The sequence below is a fragment of the Streptomyces sp. NPDC059832 genome, assembly GCF_042731715.1.
Lineage (GTDB): Bacteria > Actinomycetota > Actinomycetes > Streptomycetales > Streptomycetaceae > Streptomyces.
The window spans coordinates 365,445-385,089 of the sequence record NZ_JBHWIY010000002.1 but is presented as its reverse complement, the minus strand read 5'-3'; the positions used below and the strand labels follow the sequence as shown (position 1 = coordinate 385,089).

General features: G+C 71.6%; 16 protein-coding genes and 1 tRNA gene. 7 read left to right on the top strand and 10 right to left on the bottom strand.

Annotated features, from left to right (window positions below):
- Positions 1–298 precede the first annotated feature (298 nt).
- A tRNA-Arg gene (locus ACFV8T_RS04150) sits at positions 299–371 on the top strand.
- Between the two features lie 235 nt (positions 372–606).
- Here ACFV8T_RS04150 and ACFV8T_RS04145 read toward each other — a convergent pair.
- The 3 genes from ACFV8T_RS04145 to ACFV8T_RS04135 form a co-directional block, all read right to left on the bottom strand.
- The gene (locus ACFV8T_RS04145) at positions 607–1,266 is read right to left on the bottom strand and encodes a response regulator (protein ID WP_385324291.1); all 660 of its coding nucleotides are present in this window, start codon (positions 1,264–1,266) and stop codon (positions 607–609) included.
- Positions 1,239–2,531 carry a sensor histidine kinase gene (locus tag ACFV8T_RS04140; protein ID WP_385324288.1) on the bottom strand — a complete coding sequence of 431 codons (1,293 nt, stop codon included), beginning with the start codon at positions 2,529–2,531 and terminating at the stop codon, positions 1,239–1,241. Before ACFV8T_RS04140 ends, ACFV8T_RS04145 begins: the two co-directional genes overlap by 28 nt.
- Positions 2,532–2,622: 91 nt before the next feature.
- Entirely contained in the window at positions 2,623–4,134 is a 1,512-nt protein-coding gene (locus ACFV8T_RS04135) for an FG-GAP and VCBS repeat-containing protein (RefSeq protein ID WP_385324285.1), read from the bottom strand.
- 264 nt (positions 4,135–4,398) lie between these two features.
- Between ACFV8T_RS04135 and ACFV8T_RS04130 the strand changes: the two genes are divergently transcribed.
- The 5 genes from ACFV8T_RS04130 to rhaS all read left to right on the top strand — a co-directional run bounded on the left by ACFV8T_RS04130 (position 4,399) and on the right by rhaS (position 10,244).
- Positions 4,399–5,169: a nucleotidyltransferase domain-containing protein gene (locus tag ACFV8T_RS04130; protein WP_385324282.1), complete on the top strand. Its 771-nt coding sequence runs from the start codon at positions 4,399–4,401 to the stop codon at positions 5,167–5,169.
- 152 nt (positions 5,170–5,321) lie between these two features.
- On the top strand, positions 5,322–6,866 hold the full coding sequence (locus ACFV8T_RS04125; protein WP_385324280.1) for a sugar ABC transporter ATP-binding protein: 1,545 nt from the start codon (positions 5,322–5,324) through the stop codon (positions 6,864–6,866).
- A complete protein-coding gene (locus ACFV8T_RS04120; protein ID WP_385324278.1) occupies positions 6,863–7,918 on the top strand; it encodes an ABC transporter permease in 1,056 nt (351 codons plus the stop codon). Before ACFV8T_RS04125 ends, ACFV8T_RS04120 begins: the two co-directional genes overlap by 4 nt.
- A 229-nt stretch (positions 7,919–8,147) precedes the next feature.
- A complete protein-coding gene (locus ACFV8T_RS04115) occupies positions 8,148–9,119 on the top strand; it encodes an ABC transporter permease (protein ID WP_385324764.1) in 972 nt (323 codons plus the stop codon).
- 39 nt (positions 9,120–9,158) lie between these two features.
- Positions 9,159–10,244 carry a rhamnose ABC transporter substrate-binding protein gene (rhaS, locus tag ACFV8T_RS04110; protein ID WP_385324276.1) on the top strand — a complete coding sequence of 362 codons (1,086 nt, stop codon included), beginning with the start codon at positions 9,159–9,161 and terminating at the stop codon, positions 10,242–10,244.
- A gap of 105 nt (positions 10,245–10,349) precedes the next feature.
- On the opposite strand, the gene ACFV8T_RS04105 is transcribed toward rhaS, so the two are convergent.
- The 6 genes from ACFV8T_RS04105 to ACFV8T_RS04080 all read right to left on the bottom strand — a co-directional run bounded on the left by ACFV8T_RS04105 (position 10,350) and on the right by ACFV8T_RS04080 (position 17,734).
- Positions 10,350–10,817, bottom strand: a complete 468-nt coding sequence (locus ACFV8T_RS04105) for a DUF1772 domain-containing protein (RefSeq protein WP_385324761.1) — start codon at positions 10,815–10,817, stop codon at positions 10,350–10,352.
- Between the two features lie 33 nt (positions 10,818–10,850).
- Positions 10,851–12,455 (bottom strand): von Willebrand factor type A domain-containing protein, encoded by a 1,605-nt coding sequence (locus tag ACFV8T_RS04100; RefSeq protein WP_385324274.1) that lies wholly within the window; start codon positions 12,453–12,455, stop codon positions 10,851–10,853.
- A 132-nt stretch (positions 12,456–12,587) separates the two neighbouring features.
- Positions 12,588–13,466 carry an ABC transporter permease gene (locus ACFV8T_RS04095; protein ID WP_385324272.1) on the bottom strand — a complete coding sequence of 293 codons (879 nt, stop codon included), beginning with the start codon at positions 13,464–13,466 and terminating at the stop codon, positions 12,588–12,590.
- The gene (locus ACFV8T_RS04090) at positions 13,463–16,033 is read right to left on the bottom strand and encodes an alpha/beta fold hydrolase (RefSeq protein WP_385324758.1); all 2,571 of its coding nucleotides are present in this window, start codon (positions 16,031–16,033) and stop codon (positions 13,463–13,465) included. The genes ACFV8T_RS04095 and ACFV8T_RS04090 overlap by 4 nt, the downstream gene beginning before the upstream one ends.
- 266 nt (positions 16,034–16,299) lie before the next feature.
- A complete protein-coding gene (locus ACFV8T_RS04085; RefSeq protein WP_385324270.1) occupies positions 16,300–17,022 on the bottom strand; it encodes a DUF981 domain-containing protein in 723 nt (240 codons plus the stop codon).
- A gap of 109 nt (positions 17,023–17,131) precedes the next feature.
- Entirely contained in the window at positions 17,132–17,734 is a 603-nt protein-coding gene (locus ACFV8T_RS04080) for a DUF4291 domain-containing protein (protein WP_385324267.1), read from the bottom strand.
- Positions 17,735–17,962: 228 nt separating this feature from the next.
- Between ACFV8T_RS04080 and ACFV8T_RS04075 the strand changes: the two genes are divergently transcribed.
- Positions 17,963–18,691, top strand: coding sequence for a VC0807 family protein (locus ACFV8T_RS04075; protein ID WP_385324264.1), 729 nt, complete (start codon positions 17,963–17,965; stop codon positions 18,689–18,691).
- Positions 18,692–18,854: 163 nt separating this feature from the next.
- Here the strand turns inward: ACFV8T_RS04075 and ACFV8T_RS04070 are convergent, their stop codons facing one another.
- The gene (locus ACFV8T_RS04070; RefSeq protein WP_385324262.1) at positions 18,855–19,325 is read right to left on the bottom strand and encodes a transglycosylase SLT domain-containing protein; all 471 of its coding nucleotides are present in this window, start codon (positions 19,323–19,325) and stop codon (positions 18,855–18,857) included.
- Positions 19,326–19,645: the final 320 nt, after the last annotated feature.

Genomic DNA, 19,645 nt, shown 5'->3' with positions numbered 1-19,645 from the left:
GGCGCCTTTTTGAAGCGTATAGCCACCTCTGCGCGCCGGTTCTCTCCCAGGAACCAAGTCGGGACAGACGGGACGAGTGGGGCGCAGGCATAACGAGTGCACAACACCCGGGGCGCGAGGCGCGAAAAGCGCTGCACGAATCCCACCTACCTGCGATTATCGGTTCGCTTCACCGAACCTCCACATCGTGCCACGCAGGTGAAGCAACCAGGACGAGGCGATCGGAGCCCTATCCTTGTCCCGGCAGGTCACCGACCGGCCCGGCCCCAGGGCTTCAGGCCGCCGAGGCCACCACCCGGCCCCCGTAGCTCAGTGGATAGAGCAGGCGCCTTCTAAGCGCTTGGCCGCAGGTTCGAGTCCTGCCGGGGGCGCACAGCGCGCGTGATCACGAGGCCCTCCGCACCGGGGGGCCTTTTTCTCGGCCCGGGGCACGCCAGCGAGCGCGGCGTAGCGGCGGCGTAAGGCTGGACGCGGCTGCCGGCGGGGCGGGCGACGGGCCGGTCGTCAGGCACGCAGGACGATCGGGACCGCAGGACGATCGGGCACGCAGGACGATCGGGCACGCAGGAAGATCAGGACCGCAGGAAGATCGGGCGCGCAGGAAGATCAGGACCGCAGGAAGGTCAGGACCGCGAGGACCCTGCGGTGGGTCTCGTCGGCCGGCGGGAGGTCCAGTTTGGCGAGGATGTTGCCGATGTGCTTGCCCACCGCCGCCTCGGAGACGACCAGTTCGCGGGCGACGGCGCCGTTCGACCGGCCCTGGGCCACCAGGGCGAGCACCTCGCGCTCCCTGGCGGTGAGGCGTTCCAGCGGATCGCGGCGGCGGCGCAGTAGTTGGCGTACGACCTCCGGGTCGACGACCGTGCCGCCGTCGGCGACCTCCCGCAGCGCGTCGATGAACTCCTCGATCTGGCCGACCCGGTCCTTGAGCAGATAGCCGACGCCCGAACCGTCCCCGGAGTCCAGGAGGTCCGCGGCGTAGGTGCGTTGCACGTACTGGCTCAGGACCAGTACCGGGAGGGTGGGCCGGCTCTCGCGGAGCCGGACCGCCGCGTGCAGGCCCTCGTCCTGGAAGCCGGGTGGCATCCGGACATCGGTCACGACGATGTCCGGTCCGTGTTCGGCGACGGCCGCCACGAGCGCTTCCGCGTCGCCGACGGCGGCGACCACCTCGTGGCCGAAGCGGCCGAGCAGACCGGTCAGTCCCTCGCGCAGCAGCACGCTGTCCTCGGCCAGGACTACGCGGAGCGATCGGTCCACTCGCAAGGAATCTCCACACGCAATCGGGTCGGGCCCCCGGCCGGGCTGGACAGCGCAAGTCTGCCATCGAGCACGGACACCCGGTCGGCCAGGCCGGTCAGCCCGCTGCCGCCTCCGGACGTGCTCGCCCCGCCCCGTCCGTCGTCGCGGATCTCCAGGAACAGCCGGCCTCCGCGGTGGCCTCCGCGGACCTCGGCGCGGCCCGCGCCGCTGTGTCTGGCGACGTTGACCAGCGCCTCGCAGACCACGAAGTACGCGGCCGCCTCGACGGCTTCGGGGAGTCTGCCGGGCAGTTCGACGTCCAGCCCGACGGGGATCACGGAGCGTTCGGCGGCGTCGGCGACCGCGGCCTGGAGGCCGTAGTCGGCCAGGACCTGGGGGTGGATGCCGTGGATCAGTTCGCGCAGTTCCGCGAGCGCCTTGCCGGCCTCCTCGTGGGCCCTGGCGAGCTGGTCGGCGAGGGGGCCCGGCGGGGCGTCCAGCCGGGCCAGGCCGAGCATCATGGTGAGGGCGACGATGCGCTGCTGGGCGCCGTCGTGCAGATCGCGTTCGATGCGGCGGCGCTCGGCCTCGAAGGCGTCGACCAGGCGGACCCGGGAGCGGGTCAGTTCCATGACCCGCTCGTCCGGCCCGGCGGGCGCGGGGGTGAGCAGGAGGCGGGTCAGCTCCGCCCTCGCCCCGGCCAGCACACCCAGGGCGTAGCTGCCGAGCACCAGGAGGACGAGTCCGCCGGCCGCCGTCGCGAAGGCTTCGGGCCGGGTCGTGACCGTCCACAGCTTCACCACCCGGAACTCCGTGCCGTCCCCGTAGACCTCCATCAGTACGGGGGTGCTCAGCATCGCCAGCGGTACGGCCGTACAGACGGCCACCGCGAGGGCGTCGAGCGGCCACAGGACCACGGCGAACAGCAGCGCGTACCCGAGCTCCCACCAGGTCGCCCGTTCCCGGAACCGGCAGGCCGCCCAGCTCCGCAGCCCCGGTTCGGCCGGCCGGCGGTGCGGGTCCGGGGCCGGGACGGGGCCCATCAGGCCGAGCCTGCGCCGCTCCAGGGCCGCCACCGGAATGCCGGTCAGGGCCAGGAGTGCGAGCAGCGGCAGCCCGATCAGTACGACGGAGAGCGCACCGCCCACGACCGCACCGGTCACGGTCACCACCAGGACGACCGCGCCGGTCAGGGCACCGCTGATCAGGTAGCCGGCCGACCGCCAGGGCCAGGAGGACAGCGGGTAGCGGGGCGACGGCAGGGCCTGCCACACGGTGCGGGGGTGCATGGCCTCACCGTAGGAGGAGGTCACCGGGGCGGAACATACCCGCTGCCCGACTCCCGGGGGTGGGGCCGGCCCCACCCCCGTTCCCGTGCGGTCAGCGGTTGAACGACGATCCCAGCGTCGCGGACGTTCCCACGGTGCCCAGCGTGCCGTGGCCGAAGGTGAACGAGCCCTTGGCCGTCAGGCCCGCCGCCGTGGTCGGGAAGACCCACAGGGAGCCTGCGTCGCTGTTCTCGCCGGGGGCGCCGACGGCCAGTTCGCTGCGGCCGTCGCGGTTGGCGTCGACCAGCTTGGCGGCGCCGCCGAACAGGTCGCCGGCCTCGGCCGCCCCGGGGACGTCCGCCGTGTCCTGGTTGAAGCCCACCGTGCCGGTCCCCGTCGGGCCGGACGCGGTGCCGGGGAGGACCAGGACCGAGCCCGCGTCCTTCTTCGTGCCGATGTCCTCCTGGGCGACGCCGACGGCGATGTCGCCGTAGCCGTCGCCGTTCATGTCGCCGATCGACAGGGACGCGCCGAATCCGTCATGCACTTCGGCGGCGCCGGGGACACCGGCGCTGTCCTGGTTGAAGACCTTGGCCCGGTCGCCGCGCGGCCCGGTGGCGCTGCCCGGTACGTAGGTGATCATGCCGCCCAGGGCGAGCGGGTAGTCCAGATCGCTGTCGTAGCCCTCGACCGTGCGGCCCACGACGAGGTCGGCGTACTTGTCCCCGTTGATGTGGCCGGCCGTGATGGTCTCGCCGCCCTGGAGGCGGTAGCCGTTGGGCCGGTTGACGGTGGTGTAGTCCTCGGCGAGGCCGGTGGCGCCGCCGTTGCGGATGAGGATGCGCCGGGCGTCGTACTCGTCGCCGTCGTGGACGACGGCGGCCAGGTCGTCGCGGCCGTCGCCGTTGAAGTCGCCCGCGGCGATGTCCATGTAGCGCAGATCGTCCATGTCGGGGATCTTCCGGGCGGGGGCCGCCGCGCTGCCGTCGCGCTTGAACGGGCCGGACAGGACACGGATGTTGCCCAGCCCGAGCGTGACGATGTCCATGGCGCCGTCGCCGTCGAAGTCGCCCACGGCGGTCTGGGAGCCGACCCCGTCGTACTCCTGATCGCCGGTCAGGAGGGTCGCGCCGCCGGAGAGCCCCTTCTCACCGCCCCAGATGACGGTGAGCGAACCGGCCTGCTTGAACGTGCCGATCTTCTCGTTGCCCGCGCCGACCACGAGGTCGCTGTAGCCGTCCTTGTCGAGGTCGGCGGAGACCATGGAGCTGCCGAACGCGTCGCCGCTCGCGGCGGCGTCCGGTATTCCGGGCGAGTTCTGGGTGAAGACCTGCTTGGTGGAGGTCTGCAGTCCGTTCTTGGAGCCGTACACCACACCCACGTATCCGGCCTTGGCCTTGCCGTCGACCGTGGCACCCGGCGCGGTGAACGCGAGGTCCGGGTAGCCGTCCCCGTTGAAGTCGTCGCGGCGCGGGGCCGGTGCGGGCACCGCCCCGTTCGCGGACGCCGACACCGAGGTCGTGGCGCGCGCGGGCGTCGACGCCTGGGCGGTGGAGAAGGTGGTCACGGCGGTCGCCACGGTGATGGCGAGGACCACGGTGGTTCCTAGGGCACGGGATGCCACGTGGACTCCTTCGTTCGGGTTTCGGAAGGTTCGGGTGAACAGTGCGGTGCGTCGGTGGAGCACCGGCACCGCGCAGTCTCAGACAGGCGGCGGCGCGCGACGGTTGCCTCCCCGAAGCGACCGTTACAGCTCTGCCACGCGAACGACCGGCGAACGCCGGGCGACGAAACGCGGTCGCCGCGGCCGGAGTTGAGCAGCAGGAGGCGCGCCACGACCCTCCGGGGCCCTGTCCGGCCGGGCCCGCTCCGTGTCATGGTCGGCTCCATGGACGCTTCCGAGGCTCGGCCCACCCGGCAGCTGCTGGAACGGTTCACCGCCGATGTCGGTCGCGTCGTCGGCCTGGAGGCCCTCTGGGCGCACGGGTCACTGGCGTTGGGCGACTACCGGCCCGGACGCAGCGACCTCGACCTCGTGGCCCTGGTGGGCGCGCCGGTCAGCGGCCCGCAGCGGCAGCTGCTCGAAGAGCTGCACCGCACGTTGATCTCACAGGTGCCGGAGGCGGCCGGGCTGCACTGCTCCTACGTGGTGCGTGCGGAGCTGCCGGACGCCGGGCGCGACCATGTGACCTGGGCGCAGTCCCGGCTGTTCGAGCGGCCGGTCACGCCGGTCAGCCGGCGGGAGCTGTGCACGGGCGGGCTGGCGCTGTTCGGTCCGGGGCCCGCCGGGATCGTCGCGGAGGTGACCGACCGGGAGCTGGCGGAGTTCGTCCGGGGCGACCTGAAGGGCTTCTGGTATCCGGCGAGCGCCCGGCCCTCGCTCTGGCTGAGGGACATCTGGGTGGACCTCGGGCTGCTGACGCTCGCGCGGGCCTCGGTCACCCTGCGGGACGGACGGCTCATCACCAAGGGGCAGGCGCTGGAGGTGCTGACCGAGTGGGGTGCGCCGGCCGAGGTGGTCCGCGACATCCACCGGCGCCGGTACGGCACCGGTCCGCACCGCACGTCCGATGCGTGGCGCATCAGGCGCGGCCGTCTCGCGCGGGCCTTCGTCCGGACCGGCATCGAGCACACGCTGGCGTCCCACCCGGGCCCTTGACGAGCGGCGCGGAACGGCGGTCGGCAACAGGCACGCCGCCGGACCATTGACTGCGCCCGCAATCCCCGTCTAGCTTCCGAGCTACCTCATTGAATCCTTTCACGGTGTGGACACCGCGCTCCACCCGCGCGTGCCACCGCTGAGGAGCCTCCATGAACCAGCCCGCCAAGGGCCCGCCCCCGGCCCCGGTCCCCGTCGCCCCGGTCCTGGCGCTGAAGGGCGTGAGCAAGTCCTTCGGCGCCGTACGCGCCCTGCACGACGTGTCCCTGTCCCTCCTCCCCGGCGAGGTCCACGCGCTCGCCGGGGAGAACGGCGCGGGCAAGTCCACCCTCATCAAGACGCTCGCCGGCGTGCACCGCCCGGACAGCGGGCAGTTGCTGCTCGACGGGGAGCCCGTCGTCTTCCACGGGCCCGCCGACGCCCGCGACGCCGGGATCGCCGTCATCTACCAGGAACCGACCCTCTTCCCCGACCTGTCGATCGCCGAGAACATCTTCATGGGCCGCCAGCCCCGGCGCGGCCTCGGCCGGATCGACCGCCGCGCCGTGCACGCGGCCACCGCGGGGCTGATGCGCCGGCTCGGTGTCGACCTGGCGCCCGACCGGCCGGCCCGCGGGCTCTCCATCGCGGACCAGCAGATCGTCGAGATCGCGAAGGCGCTCTCCTTCGACGCCCGGGTCCTGATCATGGACGAGCCGACGGCCGCGCTCACCGGCGGCGAGACGGCCCGGCTCTTCTCCGTGGTGCGGACGCTGCGCGACGAGGGTGCGGCCGTGCTGTTCATCTCGCACCGGCTCGACGAGATCTTCGAGCTGTGCGGGCGGGTCACGACGCTGCGCGACGGCCGCCGGATCTCCTGCGAGCCGCTGGCCGGGCTGACCGGGGACGATCTGGTGCGCCGGATGGTCGGCCGCGATCTGGACGCTCTCTATCCGAAGCAGGACACGGCGGTCGGCGAAGTCGCCCTGTCGGTCGGCCGGCTGACCCGCGAGGGCGTCTTCCGCGATGTGTCGTTCGAGGTCCGGCGCGGGGAGATCGTCGCGCTCGCCGGGCTCGTCGGCGCCGGACGGACCGAGGTCGCCCAGGCGGTCTTCGGCGTCGACCGCGCGGACGCCGGGGAGGTACGGGTGGACGGCACCGTACTGCGCCCCGGATCGCCCACCGCCGCGATGGCCGCCGGACTCGCGCTCGTACCTGAGGACCGCCGTCGGCGCGGGCTCGTCATGGAGCTGTCCATCGAGCGCAACATCGGCCTCACCGGCCTCGGCGACGTCCGCAGGCGCGGGCTCGTCCGCCGCGCCCTGGAGCACGACCGGGCCGCCGACTGGGCCGTGCGCCTCCAGCTCAGGTACCACCGCCTCGCCGACGCCGTCGGCGTGCTGTCCGGCGGCAACCAGCAGAAGGTCGTGCTCGCCAAGTGGCTCGCGACCGAACCGTCCGTACTCATCGTCGACGAGCCGACCCGTGGCATCGATGTCGGCACCAAGGCCGAAGTCCACCGGCTGCTCTCCTCGTCGGCGGCGGACGGGCTCGCGGTGCTGATGATCTCCTCCGACCTGCCCGAGGTGATCGGGATGGCCGACCGGGTGCTCGTCATGCGCGAGGGCCGGCTCGTCGCCGAACTCCCGCGCGGGAGCGCCACCGAGGAGACGGTCATGGCCGCGGCGACCGGACTGGGCGAAAGGGCGGTGGCATGACCACCACCGTCGAAGGCCCGCCGGACATCGGCTCCGGGGCTCCGGCGCGCGGCGCCTCCTCGCTCGTGGACGCGGTGTTCCGGGCCCGTGAGATCTCGATCGCCGGGGCGCTCGTCCTGCTGATCCTCGGCACGTACGTCGCCAACCCGCGGTTCCTGTCCGACCAGGGCATCAAGGACCTGCTGCTCAACGCCTCGATCCTGGTGCTGCTCGCGGTCGGCCAGTCGGCCGTCGTGATCACCCGCAACATCGATCTGTCGGTCGGTTCCGTCGTCGGTCTCTCCGCCTTCGCCTGCGGCAGGTTCGTCGCCGGGACGGACCACGGTGTGCTCGCCGTGATGCTGCTCGGCGTCGCCGTCGGCGTGGTCTGCGGGCTCGTCTCCGGCGCCCTGGTCAGCTTCGGCGGGGTCCCGGCGCTCGTCGTGACGCTGGGCATGCTCTACATCATCCAGGGCGTCGACTACTGGTGGGCGCAGGGCGACCAGATCGGCGCCGCCGAGGTGCCCGACCCGATTCTGGGGCTCGGCAGCGGCAGCGTCCTCGGCGTGCCGTATCTGCCGCTGATCGCCCTGGTCCTGCTCGCCGCGACCGCGTACTTCCTGCGCAACCACCGCTCGGGCCGGGAGCTGTACGCGATCGGTTCGAGTCCCGAGGCCGCCGTGCTCGCCGGGGTCCCGATCCGCCGCCGGATCCTTGCCGCGTACGCCTTCTCCGGGGCCGTCGCCGGTTTCGCCGGGGCCCTGTGGCTGGCCCGGTTCGGCACGGTCGTCGCGGACAACGCGCACGGCTGGGAACTGACCGTCGTCAGTGCCGTCGTCGTCGGCGGTGTCGCCATCACCGGTGGTACGGGAACGGTCTGGGGCGCGGCGCTGGGCGCCCTGCTGCTCACCACCATCGGCAGCGTCCTGGTCGTGCTGAAGGTCGACTCCTTCTGGCAGGGCGCCCTCACCGGTGCGCTGCTGCTGCTCGCCATCAGCGTCGACCGGATCGTGAACCTGCGGATGACCGCCGCACTGAGGAAGAGGAGCGCCCGGCATGGGAACGGCGCCTGAGAGGCTGTCGGGTGACCTCGGACCGGAAAAGCGGACGCGGTCTGGTGCGTGCGATTCCAAGGCGGAGGAGGGAGGCGACGCGGAGCGTCGTCGACCGACGACAACGCGGGAAGCGTGCGTGCCAGGGCGTGGCCGCCCGGTCCGAGGTCACCCGACAGCCTCTGAGACGCGGAAGGCGGCGGACGCCGCCCGGACGACGGGCAGGGACGCCGGTGGCCGCGTACGGAGCCTGGCGCTGCGCTGGGACACCGCGGTAGGCGTGCTCCTGGTGGCGGTCCTCGTCATCGGCCTCGGCTCCACGGACGGCTTCGGCTCCGGCGAGAACCTCGCGTTCGCCTTCAACGACATCGCCGAGGTCGCCATCATCGCCCTGCCGATGACGCTGCTCGTCGTCGCCGGCCAGGTCGATCTCTCGGTCGCCTCGATGCTGGGCCTGGGCAGCGCGCTGACCGGTGCGCTGTGGAACGCCGGCTGGGCCTTCGAGACGATCGTGCCGGTGGTGCTGCTGGTGGGCGTGGCGGGCGGGCTGCTCAACGGCTGGCTGGTCACCCGGGTGGGGCTGCCCTCGCTGGCCGTCACCATCGGCACCCTGGCCCTCTACCGCGGGCTGGCCTCGGTGGTGCTGGGCAGCGACGCGGTGACCGACTTCCCGCGGACGTACGCGGACTGGACGGTCGACACCACCACGGTGCCCGGCACCTTCGTCACGTACCCGGTCCTGCTGTTCGCCGTCCTCGCGGTGCTCACCGCGATCGTGCTGCACGCCACGGGCCTGGGCCGTTCGCTGTTCGCGATCGGTGCCCAGGAGGAGGCGGCGTACTTCGCGGGCATCCGGGTCAAGCGGATCAAGCTGCTGCTGTTCGTCGTGACGGGGTTGTTCGCCTCGTTCACCGGTGTCCTGTTCACCCTGCGGTACGGCAGCGCCCGCGCCGACAACGGGCTCGGCTTCGAAATGCTCGTCATCGCCTCCGTGCTGCTCGGCGGCATCGACTTCGACGGCGGAAAGGGCACCCTCTTCGGCGCGGTCGCCGGGGTGCTGCTGATCGGGGTGCTGAAGAACCTCCTGACGCTCAACGACATCGCCAACGAGGTGCAGGTGATCGTGACCGGCCTGCTGCTCGTGGCCTCCGTCCTCACCCCCCGGGTGATCGCCGCTGTCGTCGAACGACGGCACCGGCGCGCCGCGAACGCCCAGTCCTGAACTCCCCTCCCGCAACCCGTCGAAAGGCACACCGTCGCCATGATGCTCCGCACCGCCGCCGGACGCCGCGCCGTCGCGACCGCCGCCACCGCCGTGTCGCTCGCTCTCGCCCTGAGCGCCTGTTCCGGCACCACGAAGAACAGCGCGGACCAGGGCTCCGCGAAGGCCGGGACGACGGCGAAGGCCGATCCGGACGCGCCGCTGAAGAAGGGCCTGAAGCTCGCCTTCCTGCCCAAGCAGATCAACAACCCGTACGAGAAGATCGTGGACAACGCGGGCATCGCGGCCGCCCGGGAGTTCGGCGGTACGGGCAAGGAGGTCGGCCCGTCCGACGCCGGGGCCTCCTCGCAGGTCAGCTACATCAACACACTGATCCAGCAGCGCCAGGACGCGATCCTGGTGGCGGCCAACGACCCCAACGCGGTGTGCGGCCCGCTGAAGCAGGCCATGAAGAAGAACATCAAGGTCGTCGCGTACGACTCCGACACCGCGAAGGACTGCCGCCAGCTCTTCATCAACCAGGCGAGCTCCGAGGAGATCGGTCGCAGCCTGGTCCAGCACCTCGGTGAGCAGATCGGCTTCCGGGGCAGGATCGCGATCCTCTCGGCCACCCAGAACGCCACCAACCAGAACACCTGGATCGGCTTCATGCAGGACGAGTTGAAGCTGCCCAGGTACAAGAACATGAAGCTGGTGAAGGTGGCGTACGGGGACGACGCGGACCAGAAGTCGTTCCAGCAGACACAGGGCCTGATGCAGGCGTACCCGGACCTCAAGGGCATCATCTCGCCCACCACCGTCGGCATCGCCGCCGCCGCCCGCTACCTGAGCGACTCCTCGTACAAGGGCAAGGTCGTGCTGAACGGACTGGGCACGCCGAACCAGATGCGCAAGTACGTCAAGGACGGCACCGTCGAGCAGTTCTCGCTGTGGAACCCGGAGGAGCTGGGCCTCCTCGGTTCGTACGCCGCCGCCGCGCTGGCGTCGGGGCAGATCAACGGCACCGAGGGGGAGAAGTTCAAGGCGGGCAGGCTCGGTGCGTACACGGTCGGCAAGGACGGCGAGGTCGTCCTCGGCAAGCCGACCGTCTTCGACCGCGGGAACATCGACAGGTTCGACTTCTGAGCGGCGTGACGTCCGGTGGGCCGGTTCCTTCGCGCGAAGGGACCGGCCCACCGGCCCAGGCCCTGTCGTCGAACCGCGCGGCAGACGGCAGTTCGACGACAGGGCCTAGAACTCCGCCCCGACCACGGCCAGCAGGGCGAACGCGGCGAGGGACAGGACCGTCCGGACCCGGTGGAGCCTGTTCCAGGGGGACTCGAACGCCGCGCGGGCCGCGCTGTCGTCGCCTCCCTCGGACTCCGCGAGCGCCTTGTTCAGCGGGATGTTGCCGGCGATCGTGATCAGGTGGCCGGCGACCGCGCAGACCAGCGCCGCGACGGCGAGCGCCCGGTCCGGGCCGCCGTCGCCGCCGAGGACCACGGCGGCCGGGAAGGCGATCACACCGAGGAAGAGGACCAGGAAGGCCGGACCCGGCACCTTCTCGTTGAAGCGGCGCATGGCGGCCGTGAACCGCTCGTCGGGCAGCGCCGCGATGCCCGGCATGATCGCGATCAGGAACGTCAGCATGAATCCGGCGTAGAGGCCCGTCGTGATCACGGCGAGCGCCAGGAACAGGGAGGAGGACATGGTGGCCATCATGTCCTCGGCGGGCACGTGGCCGCTCCCCGTTCAGTCCAGTTCGCCCTCCGGCGCTCCCCCAAAACCGCCGTCGCCCGAGCCGCCCTTGAGCCGGTCGGCCTGTCCGATCATGGTCGCCAGCTTCCGCACCGACTCGTCCTCGGTCCCGGACGCCAGCTTTCCTGCCCGCGAGGCGAGTTCACCGAGTCCGGGCGCGCCCGGCAGCTGTTCGCCGCGCAGCGCCTCGGCGAAGTACGCGGCGACCGCGGTCACTTGGAGGCGCTTGCTGTCACCGCCCCACAGCGGGCCGTCGATCGCGTTCGTCCCGACCGTGCCCTGCTGCTCGTGCGGCGCCCGGGTCCTGGGGTCCAGCCAGCGCACGGTCGCCGTCGCCACATGGCCAAAGGCGCCCGCCCTGAGACGTACGGCGTAGAGCGCCGTCACCGTGTGGCCGGGGCCGACCTCGCCGCCGTCGACGCGGTCGTCGCGGAAGTCCTCGTCGGCGACCTTGCGGTCCTGGTACCCGATGAGCTTGAACTGCTCGACGGTGTCCCGGTCGAAGGCGACCTGGGCCTTGGCGTCGCGCGCCGTCAGTTCGAGGTGTGCGGGCAGCTGGTCGACGAAGACCTTGCGGGCCTGGTCCTCGTCGGCGATGTACGTGGTGTGGCCGTCGCCCTTGTTGGTGAGCCGTTCCATCAGCGCGTCGCCGTAGTCGCTGCCGACGCCGACCCCGAAGAGGGTGATGCCGTAGTCGCGGCGGGCGGAGCCGATGCGTTCCAGGATGGCATCGGCGTCGGTCTCGCCGGTGTTGGCGAGGGCGTCGGAGAGCAGGACGACCCGGTTGTTGGCGCCCTCGACCCGGCCGTCGACCGCCTCTTCGTAGCCGCGGCGGATGCCGGCTTCGACGTTGGTGGAGTCGGTGGCCTCCATGGAGTCGACCCGGTCGCGGATCCTGCCGCGGTGGTCCCGCAGCCGGGTCATCGGCAGCAGGGTCCTCGCCTCGTCGCTGAAGGTGACCAGGGAGACCGAGTCGTCGTCGCGGAGTTCGTCGGTGAGGATGCCCAGCGACTTCTTCACCAGGTCGAGGCGGCCGGTCTCGGCCATCGAGCCGGAGATGTCGACGACGAAGGTGAGCGCGGCGGGCGGGCGTTCGTCACGGGCGGGGGCGGCCCGGGTGGCCAGGCCCACCCGCACCAGCGACCAGTCGCCGCCCTTGCCCCCGGCGCGGGCCCCGTCGACGTTCACGGTGAAGCCGTTGCCGTCCGGGCGCCGGTAGCCCTGGCGGAAGCTGTTGACGAACTCCTCGGGCCGCACGGTGGACGGGTCCGGCAGGCCGCCGTCGCCGAGGGTGCGGCGCGCATAGCCGTACGAAGCGGTGTCGACGTCCAGGGCGAAGGTGGAGAGGTAGTCGGGCGGTGCGGACTCCCGCAGCCCGTCCTGCTTCTTCGCCCCCTCGCTGTCGGCGGCGCCGCCCGACGCGGCGGGTGCGGGCGCCGGGAGCGGGCCGCCCCCGCCCCGGCCCTCGGAGGCGCTCTTGTTCCCGGTCGACGTCCCCGAGCACCCGGTGAGCAGCACCCCGCCCGCCAGCAGCACCCCGAACGCGCCCTGCCATGTCCGCACGTACCGTTTCGCGTACTTGCCTGTCCGGCGTTCCATCGCCTGCCCCCAACGTCGTCGTGCCAGCACTTGTGAATGTGACGTGCGAGACGGCGCCTGGGAGCGGACGAAGACATTGCGGATGGGTCTCGATGCGGCAACGGGGGCCTGGAGAGCGGCGGAACGTCAAGCTCAGGACACGATGTCCTTACGACTGAACCCGCGGAAGGCGAGGGCGAACAGGATCAGGGCATACGTCACCGAGATCGCCGCGCCCTTGACCATGCCGCCCCATTCGATGCCGGGCTGGAGCGCGTCCGCCCAGGCGAACTGCCAGTGCGCGGGCAGGAATTCGCGCCAGGACCCGAGCGCGGTGACGGCGTCCAGCACATTGCCGACGATGGTCAGCCCGACCGCGCCGCCGACCGCGCCCAGCGGGGCGTCGGTCTTCGTGGACAGCCAGAACGCCAGCCCCGCGGTGACCAGTTGGGACACGAAGACGAACGCGACGACGAGCGCGAGCCGTGGCACGGTCTGCGAGGCCGCGAGCGCTCCCCCGGTGGGCAGTTCGAGCGGCCCCCAGCCGTACGCGACGGCTCCCGCGGCCAGCGCGACGAGCGGCAGCAGCACCATCGCGGCCAGGCTGAAGCCGAGGGCCACGACGAGCTTGCTCCACAGCAGCCTGGCCCGTGGCACGGGCGCCGCCAGCAGATAGCGCAGCGACGACCAGCTCGCCTCGGAGGCGACGGTGTCCCCGCAGAACAGCGCGACCGGGACCACGAGCAGGAAGCCGGCGGAGACGAACAGGCAGGTCGCGGCGAAGTTCGCGGCGGACGCGGTCGCGGTGTCCATCAGGGTGATCCGGTCGCCGGCGCCGCCCCGCGAGTCCGGGGTGCCGCCGATCGCGAACGCGATGATCAGGATGAACGGCAGCGCGGCCAGCACCCCGCCCATGAGCAGGGTGCGGCGCCTGCGCAGCTGGCGTACCGCCTCGACGCGCAGCGGCAGGGTGTGCCGGGCGCGGTAACCGGGGGCTTCGGCGCTCCCGGTGAGTTCGACTGCGGCACTCATGCGGAGCCTCCGGAGATCAGGGTGAGGAACGCGTCCTCCAGGCGGCGGTGCGGTCCGGCACCGGTCACCGGCACGTCCAGCCGGACCAGTTCGGCGATCAGCCCGGACGAGGTGGCGCCGTCGAGCCGGACCAGCAGTCCGAGTCCGTCGTCGGTGCGGACCGCCGAGCCGATCCCGGCCAGGGCGGCGATCTTCTCCACGAGCGGTTCGGGGACCTCCTGCGCGGTGGTGACGAGCAGCATGTCGCCGGAGCCGGTGATCTCGGCGACCGGGCCCGCCTGGACGAGTCGGCCGCGGTCCATGACCACGAGGTGGGTGCAGGACTGCTCGACCTCGGAGAGCAGGTGGCTGGAGACGATGACGGTCCGGCCCCCGGCCGCGTAACGGATCATCACGTCACGCATCTCGCGGATCTGGGGCGGGTCGAGGCCGTTGGTCGGTTCGTCGAGGATGAGCAGGTCCGGCAGGCCGAGCATGGCCTGGGCGATGGCGAGCCGCTGCCGCATGCCCTGCGAGTAGGTACGGACGGCGCGGGCCAGGGCGTCGCCCAGCCCGGCGATCTCCAGGGCCTCCGCCAGGTGCGCGTCCTCGGCGGGACGCCCGGTGGCCTGCCAGTACAGCTCCAGGTTGGCGCGCCCGGACAGGTGCGGCAGGAATCCGGCGCCCTCGACGAACGAGCCGACGCGTGACAGTACGGGTGCGCCCGGCCGGATGGCCTGTCCGAAGACCCGGATCTCGCCGTCGTCGGGGGTGATGAGCCCCATCAGCATGCGCAGCGTCGTGGTCTTGCCCGCACCGTTGGGACCGAGGAGGCCGAGCACCTGCCCCTTCTCGACCCGGAAGGACAGTTCCTTCACGGCGTACCGGTCACTGGACCTGGCGTACTTCTTCGACAGGCCGGTGATCTGAAGGGGTACGTCGGCGAGCGCCGGGTCGGGTGCGGGCGTCGCGGTGCGGCGGCGGGCGGTGAGCAGCAGCAGGGCGGCGATCACCACGGCGGCGGCCGGGAGCCCCCAGGTCCACCAGGGCAGGGTGGCGGGCGCGGTCTTCAGGCCGGGGGCGGTGGGAAGGCTCAGCGGGCCGGCCGGGGTCACGGTGTACGTCGTCGGCTCGGCCGGTGAGGCGTAGCCGAGGTCGGTGGCGGAGAGGACGAGGCGGAGCCGGTGTCCCGCGTCGAACCGGTGGTCGATGGCGGGAAGGGTCAGCCGGATCTCCTTGCCCTGCTGGTCCGGGGTGATCCGGAAGGGGGCGACCAGCTGGGAGGGCAGCAGCTGCTGCTTGCCGTCCGGCGACACGTCGTACACCTTGCCGAACAGCACCGCGTCGCCCTGCCGCGCCTCGACGTCGACCCGGACGGTCGGTGAGCCGGTGACGCTCAGCGTGCTGTCCAGCGGGGCCGAGTCGAAGCGGGCGTACTGCCCGGGGAAGTCGATCGAGAGGCCGACGCCGAGCGAGGAGAGCTGGGCGAGACCGCCGCCGACTCCGGGGACGGCGGAGATGGCGGGCGGGTTGGCGCCGGCGGGGTTGCGGAAGGTCTGGGTGCGACGGCCCAGGTCGATGCTCTCGGCGCCGTTGTCCAGCCCCGGGTAGGTGTCGCTGCTCGCCCCGCGTACCAGGGTGGCCCCGTCGGTGGAGTCGATGCCTCCGGTGCGCGTGACGCGGAAGCCGGGCCCGGTGTCGGTGCCCTTGTCGTCCTTGAGGTACCGGTCGAACCAGTCGCCGATCCGCCGTTGGACGCGGTCGGTCTCCGGGTTGCCGCCGTCGTGCCCGCCGGCGATCCAGTCGACGGCGACCGGTGCGCCGTTGCCGCTGATGGCCTTGGCCATGGCGTCGGCCTGGCCGAGCGGGAAGAGGGAGTCGGACTGTCCCTGCACGATGAGCGCGGGCACCTCGATGCGGTCGGCGACGGCGCTCGGTGACCGTTCGGTCAGCAGGGCGCGCGCGGCGGCGTCCGGCTTTCCGCTGACGGCGACCCGTTCGTACATCTCGCAGAGCCGCTTCTCGAACTTCTGGCAGCCGCCGCCGGTGGTGACGAAGATTCCGGCCCAGAGCTTCTTGAAGACCCCGTCGGGGAAGAGCGCGTCGGCGAGGTTCCAGTACGTGATCTGCGGTGCGACGGCGTCGACGCGCTTGTCGTACCCGGCGGCGAGGAGCGAGACGGCTCCGCCGTAGGAGGCCCCGGTGATCCCGACACGGGGGTCGCCCTTCGCGTCGAGTTCCACCTCGGGCCGGTCCGCGAGCCAGTCGATCAGCCGGGACACGTCCTTGACCTCGCGGTCGGGGTCGTTGAGCCCGATGTCGCCGCCCGACCTGCCGAACCCGCGGGCGGACCAGGTCAGCACGGCGTACCCGGAGCGGGCCAACTGCTCGGCCTGCGCCCGCACATCGTCCTTGCTGCCGCCGAAGCCGTGCCCGATCAGCACGGCGGGCCGGCGCCCGCTGCCCCCGGCGGTGAAGTACGAGGTGTCGATGGACACCCCGTCGGCCTTCATCGTCCGGTCCTGGCGGTGCACGCCGGGCCCGCTGTCGTCGGCCGCGGCGTTCCAGGTGCCCGCGCCGGCCAGCACGGCGAGCGCCGCCAGGCCCGCGGCCCACCGGCCGCGTCCGCGGTGCGGCAGCCGCCGCCACCGGGACCTGCTCGCTTCGGGAGTCTCCATGATGCGACCCTAAGCGGGCCGCCGCGGCGCACGGCCCGCCACTGGGCGGAAGTCTCCGGCCTCCTTGCGGCGTACGGCGTCCGGCGCCCGTACTCCATGCGCGGTATGCCGGGCCGTTCGCGTGCGCAGAGCCGCCGGATGCGGAGCACGTGGCACCGGGAACAGCGGCGGGCGGCTCACATGGTGTTGACGATGAGGCCGATGTGGGTGAAGTAGTTGAGCCCGCCGAAGAGCAGGAACGCCAGACCGGCCAGTCCCCAGACGACCCCGGTCACCGGAGCCATCCAGCTCGACGGCCGGCGCAGCACGAACGGGAACAGCAGGGCGCCGATGCCCACCAGGACATACAGCCCGGACATGAAGCTCGCCTCCAGGATCGGCCACCGCGCGAACTCCCCGGAGATGGGTTCCTCGGGCGGTGCGGCGAAGAGGGTGTACTTCCAGCCCGCGGCGGCGATTCCGAAGCAGGCGAGCCCGAGCCCGAACACGAAGACCGAGATGGGCATGGCGACCCGGGCCGATCGGACGATGCGGTCCGCGCTGTTGAGTTCGGCTCCGCGTCTCCAGAGGTAGAAGGACGCGGCGAAGAGGAAGACACCGAAGGCGAGCGCCGGTTCGCCGAAGATGATGTTGTCGAACGGGAAGCCCTGTCCGGCGAGCGGCCAGGTCAGGGTCATGTGGAGGCCCGTGGTGACCAGGGTGAAGCCGAGGGCCCCGAACGCGAGGACCCAGCCTTCGGGGTTGATGGTGCGTCCGGGCGTGAGGAGCTGGCGCCCCAGCGCCACCACGAGCAGCAGCCCCGCGCCGGCGGCCACCGACATGATCGTGTTGTACGTCGGCATCCTGGCCCAGTCGATCTTCAGGCCGGATGCCGCCAGGGGGATGACATGGTGGATCATCCCGGGAGCGTATCGATGGATATGCACCTGATGCGGCATTTGCCTGCTCACCCGAGTCGCACATACGCGGCATGTCCCCGCGTCCCCGGCCGTGCGGCCCGGCAGCGGCTCAGGCGGCCGATACCGGGAGCGGGACGCCGCCCGGCGGGTACGGCGACTCCGTGGGCAGCAGTCCTGCCGCGTCGTCGAGCCGCCCGGCACGCACCAGTTCGTGGACGTGCCGGGCGAGCGGGGTGACGTCGCGGATCGACACCGTCCACTCGTCCGCGTACCGCCGTGATGCCTCGCCGGAGAGCCCGAGCTGGAGGGAGCGGTACGGCAGCCGGTCCAGGCGGAGGTCGCGCTCGGGGTCCCACTGGACGCGGGCCGGGGCGCGGCGCAGGTTCCGCCGCCAGGTGTCGCGGTCCGGGTGGACTCCCCTGACGTAGTGCGAGAGTTCGGCGTTCCCCAGGGCCCAGTCGAAGCCCTCGCGGGTGATCTCGACGGCCAGGACGGTCTCCTGCCCCTCCTTCACGGACCAGCCGCAGCGATACATCATCCACAGGAAACTCGGCTTGATCCATGTCATGCGGTCGCGCTTCCAGGCGTCGGGGAAGCGCCCGTCACGCACGGCGGGAAGGCCGATGAGGGGTGCGTACGCCTGGTACACGGTGACGGTGGTGTCCGTGTACTGGGCGCGGATCTCGTACTGCGGCCTGGTCGGAGCGGTCATGGCCCCCATCAGAGCACCGGCCCGCCGGGCGCGGCGAACGGTTTACCGGTGCACCGGAGTCCGGGATTCCGCCGGGTGGTGAACGGTCGTGTCACCGGTGGGGGCTGACATTCGTCATACGGAGCTCGGTACACCCGGCTCTGCCGGGCACCGGGCCCCGGCGGCCAGTCTGTACATATCGAGAGCGGGGCCGCGAAGGCACCCGCCGGTACGGGAGAGGAACCCCCGATGACCAGCCCGGCAGCCACAGTCACCGCCCCTGTCGCAGATGCTCCGGCCGCCACCGCCCCGCTCGCGCCGCGCAAGACTCTGCTGGACAGCCTGATGCCGCTGCTCGTGGATGTGGGGGTGCCGCTCGTCTCGTACTACGCGCTGAAGGCGGCGGGCCTGAGCACCTTCGCCGCGCTGGCCTGGAGCAGTGTGCTGCCGGCCCTGCGCACCGTGTGGGGCGTGGTGCGCAAGCGGCAGCTCAACGGGCTGGCGGCGCTGATGGTGACGGTCAACGCGGTCAGCCTGGTGACGAGCCTGGCGGTCGGGGACCCCCGGCTGATGCTCGCCAAGGACAGCGGGGTGAGCAGCGTCATCGGGCTCGTCATCCTGGTGACCGCCCTGAAGGGGCAGCCGATGATGAGCGCGGGGGTGCGGCCGATGCTGGTCAAGGGCGACGCGGCCAAGGACACCGCCTGGCAGCGGCTCTCGGCCGGGTCGGCGGCGTTCCGGCGGGCGGAGATCCGGTTCTCGGCGGTGTGGGGTGCGGCGCTGCTGGGCGAGTGCGTGGTGCGGGCCGTGGGCGCGTACACGGTGCCGGTGGAGACGATGGTGTGGCTCGGCACGGTGATCATGGTGGCGACCCTGGTGCTCGCGTTCCTGGTCTCGGGGCGGGTGGGCGCGGTCCCGATGGAGCGGATGATCGCCGAGGAGGCCGGTGCCGCGAAGGCGGCGGACACCGTGCGCTGACGGGCCGGGGCCGGAGAGGGTCCGGAAAGGGGCCGGAAAGGGGCCGGAGAAACAGAAGAAGCCGGGGAAAGGGAGCCATGACGGCTCTCTTTCCCCGGCTTCTCTTCGGTCCCGGCCCGGGACGCCCCCGGCACGGTCATGCGACGTGGATACCCTGCCCCGCTCAGTAGGCGGAGTTGACGTTGTCGATGGAACCGTAGCGGTGCGCGGCGTAGTTGGAGGCGGCGGCGATGTTGGCCACGGGGTCGTAGACGTTCTTAGAGGTGCCGCTGACGTGGTACGCGTTGAAGGTGGGGTCGATGACCTGGAGCAGCCCCTTGGACGGGATGCCCTTGGCAGCGTTGGAGTCCCAGTTGTTGATGGCGTTCGGGTTGCCCGCGGACTCACGCATCAGGTTGCGGTGGATACCTTCGTACGTGCCCGGGATGCCCTTCGCACGCATGACCTCGAGCGCCTGCTTGATCCACATGTCCACGTTGCCGCCGGCGGCCTTGGCGGGGGTGGCGGCCGAGGCACTCGGGGCGCCGGCGACGGTGCCGGCCACGATCGCCGCACCGGCGGCGAGCATGCCCAGCGAGGCCTTCTTGGTGCGGGTCATGCGGGCGAACTTCTCGGGCATCGCGGTGATCTGCATTCGGAATTTCCTCTTTCGTCGGTGGGGCGATGCCAAGAATTGTTATGCCAAGAGGAAATCCAGGTCAATGATGGCCTTTTACTAAAAGTAATCGTATGTGGCGTCGGAAATGATCCAGGAATGCGCACGACAGCCCGGACGACAGCGTCGCCCCTCTACTATTCCGCATCATAGTGACGCCCGTCACGTGGCCCACCACACACGGCAAACGCTCCAAATCGCCACAAGAGTGGCGCGCGCCACGTGGCCTGCGTCATATAAAGAGCGGTCCATTGACTCACCGTAATGCGAAATAAGCACACCGCATTGATTGCGAGTGG